The organism is Enterobacteriaceae endosymbiont of Plateumaris sericea, from assembly GCF_012562605.1.
In the GTDB taxonomy this organism is placed as follows: Bacteria; Pseudomonadota; Gammaproteobacteria; order Enterobacterales; family Enterobacteriaceae.
In genome coordinates this window covers 245,397-254,890 of record NZ_CP046224.1, presented here as the reverse complement: position 1 = coordinate 254,890, position 9,494 = coordinate 245,397, and the positions used below count along the sequence as shown (strand labels likewise).

Below are 9,494 nucleotides of genomic sequence, written 5' to 3'. Positions count from 1 at the left end.
TGAATTTAAAAAAATATTTAGGAGTAAAAAGATTTGATTATGGTAAAGCAGAAAATGAAAATCTTATTGGACAAGTTACTGGATTAGCATGGACAGAATCTGGAGGAGATTTATTAACAATTGAAACTGCATGTATGCCTGGAAAAGGAAAATTAACATATACAGGATCTTTAGGTGAAGTAATGCAAGAATCAATACAGGCAGCTCTTACAGTAGTAAGAGCACGATCAGAAATATTAGGTATAAACAGTAGATTTTATAAAAAATTAGATATACATGTTCATGTTCCTGAAGGTGCTACACCTAAAGATGGACCTAGTGCTGGAATCGCAATGTGTATAGCACTTATATCATGTTTAACTAATAATCCTGTAAAAGCTAATATAGCTATGACAGGAGAAATTACATTAAGAGGACAAGTTTTACCTATAGGAGGATTGAAAGAAAAATTATTAGCTGCTCATAGAGGAGGAGTACATACTGTTTTAATTCCTGAAAAAAATAAAAGAGATTTAGAAGATATACCTAAAAATATTATTACAGATTTAAAAATTTTTCCTGTTAAAAAAATAGAAGAAGTATGGTTATTAGCTTTACAAAATCAGATATATAACAAATAATATTTTCAATTTTTAAAAATAATTATTTAATTTATATAATTTAAAATAATAAAAAATATGTTAAATCAAATAGTAACATTAGCAAAAAAATTAATTAATTGTCCTTCTATAAGCCCTGATGATGCAGGATGTCAAGAGATTTTAATCTCTTATTTAAATGAATTAAATTTTAATATAGAAATTTTTAATATAAAGGATACTAAAAATTTTTGGGCATGTAGTAATAATATTAATATAGCAGATACACTTGTCTTTGCTGGACATACAGATGTTGTGCCTCCAGGAAATATAAAAAAATGGAAATATAATCCTTTTCAAGGTATTATTAAAAATAATATATTATATGGTCGTGGTTCTGTTGATATGAAAGGATCTTTAGCTGCGATGATTATTGCAGCTAAATTTTTTTTTAATAAATATTCTAATTGTTATAATGGACGTTTAGCTTTTTTAATTACTTCTGATGAAGAAGGAATGGCAATTAATGGTACTAAAAAAATTATTCAAAAATTAATAGATAGAAAAGAAAAATTAAATTATTTTATATTAGGAGAACCTACAAGTAAAAAAATATTAGGGGATAATATAAAAAATGGAAGAAGAGGTTCTTTAAATATTGAATTAATAGTAAAAGGAATACAAGGTCATGTTGCTTACCATAAATTAGCAAATAATCCAATTCATCAGATAATTCCTGCTCTAAATGAATTATTATTAATTGAATGGGATAAAGGAAATAAATTTTTTCCAAAAACTAGTATGCAAATTACACATATGATATCATCTATAAAAAATAATGTAAATAATATTATTCCTGATAATATTTTATTAAAAATAAATTTTCGTTTTAATAATGAAATTAGTTATAAAAATATTTTAAATATTTTTAATAAAATTATTCAAAAATATATTAAAGAATTTAATATAAAATGGAATATTAGTGGATTACCATTTTTAAGTTTATCTAAAAAAAATAATTTAAATACAAAAAATTTGATAAATATTGTAAAAAAAAATATTAAGATAGTAAATAATATATATCCAACAATTATTAATGATGGTGGTACATCTGATGCTCGTTTTCTTATTAAGAGTCAATCACAAATTATAGAATTAGGACTTATAAATTCTACTATTCATAAAATTAATGAATGTGTTAATATTAATGATCTTTATTTATTAAGTAAAATTTATTATAAAATTATTAAAGATATTTTATTAAAAAATTAATTTAATATAGAAAAAAATAATTTTAGTAATTATAAAAACAATTTATTATATATTTGTACATATTAATAAAAATATTTATTACTCTAATGTTCAAAACAAATGAGAAGTAATTTAAAAAATTTAATTACTTCTCATTTATTTTGAACATTAGAGTAATTTTTAATTATAATTTTATTATTTTTTATTTAATACATCGGTTGCTAATCCTAAAAATATTTCTGTAGTTATTCCTATAGATTCATAAAATGTTGGATGAGCATGTATAGTTAATGATATATCTTCTGCATCACATCCCATTTCTATAGCTAAACTAATTTCTCCTAATAATTCACCAGCATTATATCCAATAACTAATCCACCTATAATTTTATTAGTATTTTTATCAAAAATTAATTTTGTTAAACCATTTTCTGCATTAGAACATAATCCTCTACCTAAAGAATTCCATGGTAAAGAAGAAATTCCATAATTTATGTTTTTTATTTTTGCATCTTTTTCTGTTATTCCTACCCAACCTATTTCTGGATCAGTATAAGCAATAGAAGGTATTACCTTTGGAATAAAAAAATGATTTTTACCAGCAATAATTTCTGCTACTAAATGACCTTCATGTATTCCTTTATGAGCTAACATAGGATGACCTATAACATCTCCTATAGCATAAATATTAGGAATATTAGTTCTCATTTGATTATCAACTTTAATAAAGTTATCATTATTAATTTCAATATTAAATAAATTGTTACTAATAAAATTTGAATTTGGTATTCTTCCTACAGCTGTTAAAATAACATCATATTGCTTAGAAAAAATAGATTTATGATTATCATTAGTCATATGAACTTGTAAGAAATTTTTATTATTATCTATAGATATAATTTTTGTATTTAACATGATATTAAATTCATTTTTAATACTATTATTATATATATTCATAATATCATCATCAACTAATGGTAATATTTTATTTGACATTTCAATAATATTAATTTCTGAACCTAAAGCATGGTAAATAGTTGCCATTTCTAAACCAATAATTCCTCCTCCTAAAATTAATAGTTTTTTAGGAATTTTTTTTAATAATAAAGCATCTGTCGAATTCCATATTCGATCATCACCGTAAGGTACAAATGGTAATTTTACAGGATGTGATCCTGTAGCAATAATAGCATGTTCAAATTCTATTTGATATTTATCATTATGATTATTTATGTTAAGAATATTTGGTGTTTCAAAAATTCCTATGCCATTAATAATATCTACTTTTCTAGTATTTGCAAGAAATTGTAACCCGTCAGATAATTTTTTTATTATTTTATCTTTCCAAAAAATAATTTTTTTTATATTTAAATCTGGAACATTATTTAAAATACCTTTTTGAAAAAAATTTTTATTTTCTTTTATTAATTTTGCTATATGTAATAATGTTTTAGAAGGTATACATCCAACATTTAAACATACACCACCTAAATTTAAATAATTTTCTACTATTATAGTTTTTATACCTAAATCACTACAACGAAATGCAGCAGAATATCCTGCAGGTCCTCCTCCTATTACAACTACTGAAGTTTTAATTTTTGTACTCATAATTATCTCTATAATTAATTATTAATAAATTTAATAAATTATTCAATGACTACATTAATAAATTTCTAATATCATATATTAAATCACAAATATAATTTAAAAAAGTAATTGCTTCAACACCATTTATAACTCTATGATCATAAGATAAAGATAATGGTAACATAAGACGAGGAATAAATTTTTTTCCATTCCATATAGGTTTAATGTTAGCTTGAGATATTCCTAAAATTGCTATTTCTGGTGAATTAATGATAGGAGTAAAAAAAGCACCAGGTTTTTTACCTAAATTAGATAATGTAAAACATCCACCATGCATATCACTAGGAATTAGTTTACCTGATATAGCTTTATTATATAATAAAATTAATTCCTGTGAAATATCAATAATATTTTTATGCATTAAATTAAATATAATAGGTACTAATAATCCTTGATCAGTATTCATAGCAATACCTATATTATAATATTTTTTTAAAATTATTTTTTTATTATCTAATAAAGAAGCATTAAATATAGGATATTTTTTTAAAGCACTTACAGATATTTTAATTAAAAAACTTAATAATGTAATTTTAATATTTTGGTTGTTTTTATTTAATTCATTATTTTTTTGAATGCGAAATGATTCTAATGTAGTTATATCAGCTTCAATATGTTGTGTAACATGAGGAATATTCATCCAATTTTTGGTCAAATTTATACTTGATATTTTTTGAATATGATTCATTTCTTTTTCTTCTATTTCTCCAAATTTTTTAAAATAAGTAGAAGATGATGAAAGAGAAATATTATTTTGATTATTATTTATTGAAATATATTTCAATAAATCTTCTTTTAAAATCCTATTTTTATTACCACTACCTTTTATATTTAATAAATTAATATTTAATTGTCTTGCCATTTTTCTTATAGAAGGAGAAGCATGAATACTGTTTTTTTTAAAAAAATTATTTATATTTAATAAAGAATTTTTATTTATATTATTTTCTTGTATATTATTACAAATATCATGAGATACTAACATGATAGTATCACCTGATCTAACAGTATCACCTGTTTTAATCATTATTTTTTTTATAAAACCATTATAAAGTGAAGGTAAATTTATATTAGTTATCTTATTTTTTAATGTTATTAACGGATTATCTTTATAAATTTTATCTCCTTCTTTTACAAAAATTTTAATTATTTTCATTAATCCATTATTCATATTAGGAATAATTATTTTATTAATTGTATTAATATTATTAATATTATTTTTTTCTTTAAAATTTTTATTTTGAATAATATTATCATTATTATTTTGAATAATATTATTACTCAATTCTAAAATTATACTACCAGTATGTATTATATCTCCAATTGATACTTTAATTTTTTTTACAATACCATTTTGTGTTGAAGGTATATCCATAGAAGTTTTTTCTCCTTCTATAACAATAATAGATTCATCTTTATGTATATTATCTCCTTCTTTTACTAGAATATCAGTAACCTTCATTTCTTCAATTCCTATATCTGGTAATTTTATTTCTATATTCATATTTTTCCTTTTTATGATATTCTAGGATTATTTTTATTAATATTAATATTATATTTTTTAATAAAATGTAATATTAATTTTTTATTAATTAAATTTAATTTAACTAACATATTTAATGTTGCTAAAACAATATATAATTTATTAATTTCAAAAAATTCACGTAAATTTTTACGACTATCAGAACGACCAAAACCATCTGTTCCTAAAACAATATAATTATTTGATGGTATATATTTACGAACTTGTTCTGCAAAAAGTTTCATATAATCAGTTGTAGCAACTGTTGGTTCATTATTCATTACACTTGTAATATATGGAATACGATTTTTTTCTAACGGATGTAACATATTCCATCTATCACAATCTTGACCCTCTCTAGCTAATTCTGTAAAAGAAGTTACACTAAAAATATTAGATCCTATATTATATTCTGTATATAATAATTCTCCAGCTTTAATAACATGACGTAATATTGATCCTGAACCTAATAATTGAATAGTTGTATATCCTTTTATTTCTTTTAGTTTATAAATTCCTTTACATATACCATATTCAATATTTGAATTAAGAATTAATTCAGGCATATAATAATTTTCATTTGTAGTAGTAATGTAATAATATATATTTTCTTGTTTCTGACCATACATTCTTTGTAAACCATTATATATAATTATGGCTATTTCATATGCATATGCAGGATCATATGAAATACAATTAGGAATAGTTAAAGAATGAATATGACTATGACCATCTTCATGTTGTAATCCTTCACCATTTAATGTAGTTCGTCCAGAAGTTGCTCCTATTAAAAATCCTCGAGCTTGTTGATCTCCAGCAGCCCAACAAAAATCACCTATTCTTTGAAATCCAAACATAGAATAATAAATATAAAATGGTATCATAGGAAAATTATTAGTAGAATAAGATGTAGCTACAGCTAACCAAGAAGCAAACGCTCCTGATTCATTTATACCTTCTTGTAAAATTTGTCCTTTTTTATCTTCTTTATAATAAGCTAATAAATCTATATCTTGTGGTATATAATTTAATCCATTAGAATTATAAATTCCTATTTGTCTAAATAAACCTTCCATACCAAATGTACGTGCTTCGTCTGCAATAATAGGTACAATTCTATTTTTAATATTATTATTTCTTAGCATTATGTTTAATATTCTTATAAATGCTATAGTAGTAGATATTTTTTTATCTTGTTTTTTGAATAAAGAATTAAAATCAGATAAAGATGGTAATTTTAATTTTTCACTAAAATTTTTTCTTCTAGAAGGAATATATCCTCCTAATTTTTTTCTTTTATGATGAATATATTGATATTCTTTAGAATCTTTGCTAAAAAATATATAAGGTAAAGAATGTAAATCTATATCATTAATTGGTATATTTAAGCGATCTTTAATATATTTAATTGTATTTAAATCCATTTTTTTTATTTGATGTGCTATATTTTTACTTTCTGCTATATTTCCTAGTCCATATCCTTTAATTGTATGTATTAATATTATTGTAGGTTTATTTTTAATGCTGTATGCTTTTTTAAATGCAGCATAAATTTTTTTTGAATCATGTCCACCATAATTTAATTGTTCTATTTCTTTATCAGACATATCTTTTACAAGATCTAATGTTTGTTGATATTTTCCAAAAAAATTTTTTCTTATATAATTACCATTTTTAGATTTAAAATTTTGATAATCTCCATCAATTGTTTCATTCATTAATTGGATTAATTTTCCAGTTTGATCTTTTTTTAATAATAAATCCCAATTATGACCCCAAATTACTTTTATAACTTCCCATCCAGCGCCATAAAAAATATTTTCTAATTCATTAATAATTTTACCATTACCATAAACAGGACCATCTAAACGTTGTAAATTACAATTTACAATAAAAATTAAATTATCTAATTTTTCACGAACTGCTATGTTAATAACACCTTTAGATTCAGGTTCATCCATTTCACCATCACCTATAAATGTAAATACTTTTTGTTTCGATGTATCTTTTAATTTTCTATTTTTAAGATATTTTAAAAATTTTGCTTGATATATTGCTGCTATAGGACCTAATCCCATAGATACAGTAGGAAATTGCCAAAAATTAGGCATAAGTTTAGGATGTGGATATGATGATAAACCATCACCTAATACTTCTTGACGAAAATTATTAAGATGATTTATATTTAATCTTCCCTCAATAAAAGCTCTGGAATATATTCCAGGAGAAATATGTCCTTGAAAATAAATTAAATCTCCACTATTATTTTCGTTAGATGCTTGAAAAAAATGATTAAAACAAACTTCATAAATATGTGCTGCAGATTGAAAAGATGAAATATGACCACCTAAATCTAAATTTTTTTTTGAAGCTCTTAAAACCATCATAATTGCATTCCAACGAATAAAAGATCTTATTTTTTTTTCTAAAATAATATTTCCAGGATATATAGGTTCTTTTTCTAATGGAATAGTGTTAATATAATTATTATTTTTTTTTTCTAAAATTACTCCATATTTATTAGCATGTGTTATTAATTTTTTAAGTATAAATTTAGCTCTTTCAATACCTTCTTCTTTTATAACTGATATTATAGATTGCATCCAATCATTAGTTTCAATTGGATCCACGTCATTATGTAAATTATCTGACATGGTTTATTATTCCTTATTTTAATAAAAATTATATATAAATATATATTAAATTATTTGATTAAATTATTTTATTTAGTTAAAGTTATTAAATAATTACTTTTATAAAAATGATATTTCAATAAAATATATTAAATATTATTTTAATTACTAAAAAAATTTTAAAAATTTATAATATAATAACTATATTTAAATCAATATAATATTAAATATTAATTTAAATAAATCTATTAATATGATAATAAAATATTTTTTATTAAATAATTTTTATATTTTAATTAGTTAATTAATATATTATTATATAATATATAATGTTATGTTAATATAATTAAATTTTTTAAAATTATTCATAATATAAAATATTATTTCAATTTATATATTAGAAATATCACCTTTTTTTTGTAACCATTTACGACGATCTTCAGCTCTTTTTTTAGAAAGTAACATATCCATAATAGATAATGATTTATTTATTTCTTTATCAGTATTATTAATTATTAGTTGTACTAATCTTCTGCTAACAGGGTTTAATGTTGTTTCTCTTAATTGAATAGGATTCATTTCTCCTAATCCTTTAAATCTTTGAACATTAATTTTATTTTTTCTATTTTTTAATTTATTTAAAATAGTAATTTTTTCATTTTCATCTAAAGCATAAAATACTTCTTTACCTAAATCAATACGATATAAAGGAGGCATAGCAACATAAATATGACCTTCTTTTACTAATGGTAAAAAATGACGAATAAATAAAGCACATAATAATGTAGCAATATGTAATCCATCAGAATCAGCATCAGCTAAAATACAAATTTTATTATATCTTAATTTTTTAAGATCATTATTATTAGGATAAATTCCTATTGCAAGAGAAATATCATATATTTCTTGTGAAGACAAAATTTCTTCAGAATTAATTTCCCATGTATTTAAAATTTTCCCTTTTAAAGGCATAACTGCTTGATAATATCTATCTCTAGCTTGTTTAGCTGATCCTCCAGCAGAATCTCCTTCTACTAAAAAAAGTTCTGTATTATGAGAGTTATGTATTATACAATCAGCTAATTTACCTGGTAATATGGAACTAATATTATTTTTCTTTTTAACTAATTTTTTTGATTCTCTAATACGTTTTTGAGCGTTAGAAATTACCATATCAGCTAAATAAGTTCCAATTTTAATATTTTGATTTAACCATAAAACAAAAGAATCTCTAATAATATTAGAAACAAATATTGTACATTGACGTGAAGATAATCTTTCTTTAGTTTGACCTGTAAATTGTGGATCTTGAACTTTTATAGATAAAACATAAGAACAATGATTCCAAATATCTTCTCCTAACAATTTTATATTTCTAGGTAAAATATTATGAAAATGACAAAAATTACGCATAGCATCTAATAATCCTAAACGTAATCCATTAACATGTGTTCCTCCATATGTTGTCGGAATTAAATTAACATAACTTTCTGTAAGAAAATGATTACTTTCTGGAACCCAAAATAAAGCCCAATCTATATGTTTTTTATCATTATAATATTTACCTGTAAATGGAATATTAGGTATTGTAGTAATATTTTTTATAGAATTTGTTAAATAATCAGATAAACCATCTTTATAATGCCAATAATAATTGTCTTGTGTATTTTTATTTTTGAAATATACTTTTAATCCTGGACATAATACAGCTTTAGCTTTTAATAAATTTATTAAATTAGAAACTAAAAAAGTAGAATGATCAAAAAAACATTTATTAGGCCAAAATCTTATTTTTGTTCCAGTATTTACTATTTTAGAATGACTTATAACTTTAAGATCTTGAATCTTATATCCATTTTC

Annotated in this window: 6 protein-coding genes; 2 read left to right on the top strand and 4 right to left on the bottom strand. The window is 21.9% G+C overall.

The window, feature by feature from the left end; translation table 11 throughout:
• Positions 1-620 (top strand): S16 family serine protease (locus GJT84_RS01155; protein WP_281348991.1); only part of this gene is annotated, 620 nt, incomplete at its 5' end.
• A gap of 57 nt (positions 621-677) precedes the next feature.
• Positions 678-1,850, top strand: a complete 1,173-nt coding sequence (dapE, locus tag GJT84_RS01150; protein WP_168867114.1) for a succinyl-diaminopimelate desuccinylase — start codon at positions 678-680, stop codon at positions 1,848-1,850.
• 174 nt (positions 1,851-2,024) lie between these two features.
• Here dapE and lpdA read toward each other — a convergent pair whose 3' ends face one another.
• From lpdA to GJT84_RS01130, 4 genes are all read right to left on the bottom strand, one after another.
• On the bottom strand, positions 2,025-3,440 hold the full coding sequence (lpdA, locus tag GJT84_RS01145; RefSeq protein ID WP_168867113.1) for a dihydrolipoyl dehydrogenase: 1,416 nt from the start codon (positions 3,438-3,440) through the stop codon (positions 2,025-2,027).
• Positions 3,441-3,489: 49 nt separating this feature from the next.
• Complete coding sequence (locus GJT84_RS01140) at positions 3,490-4,983, bottom strand: 2-oxo acid dehydrogenase subunit E2 (RefSeq protein ID WP_168867112.1); 1,494 nt, start codon at positions 4,981-4,983, stop codon at positions 3,490-3,492.
• An 11-nt stretch (positions 4,984-4,994) separates the two neighbouring features.
• Complete coding sequence (aceE, locus tag GJT84_RS01135; RefSeq protein WP_168867111.1) at positions 4,995-7,655, bottom strand: pyruvate dehydrogenase (acetyl-transferring), homodimeric type; 2,661 nt, start codon at positions 7,653-7,655, stop codon at positions 4,995-4,997.
• A 369-nt stretch (positions 7,656-8,024) separates the two neighbouring features.
• Positions 8,025-9,494 (bottom strand): toprim domain-containing protein (locus tag GJT84_RS01130; protein WP_246208503.1); only part of this gene is annotated, 1,470 nt, incomplete at its 5' end.

What these genes read in the sequence shown, in the direction of transcription:
- lpdA (WP_168867113.1), bottom strand. Translation starts at nt 3,440, where the DNA reads ATGAGTACAAAAATTAAAACTTCAGTAGTTGTAATAGGAGGAGGACCT.
- GJT84_RS01140 (WP_168867112.1), bottom strand. Translation starts at nt 4,983, where the DNA reads ATGAATATAGAAATAAAATTACCAGATATAGGAATTGAAGAAATGAAG.
- aceE (WP_168867111.1), bottom strand. Translation starts at nt 7,655, where the DNA reads ATGTCAGATAATTTACATAATGACGTGGATCCAATTGAAACTAATGAT.
- dapE (WP_168867114.1), top strand. Translation starts at nt 678, where the DNA reads ATGTTAAATCAAATAGTAACATTAGCAAAAAAATTAATTAATTGTCCT.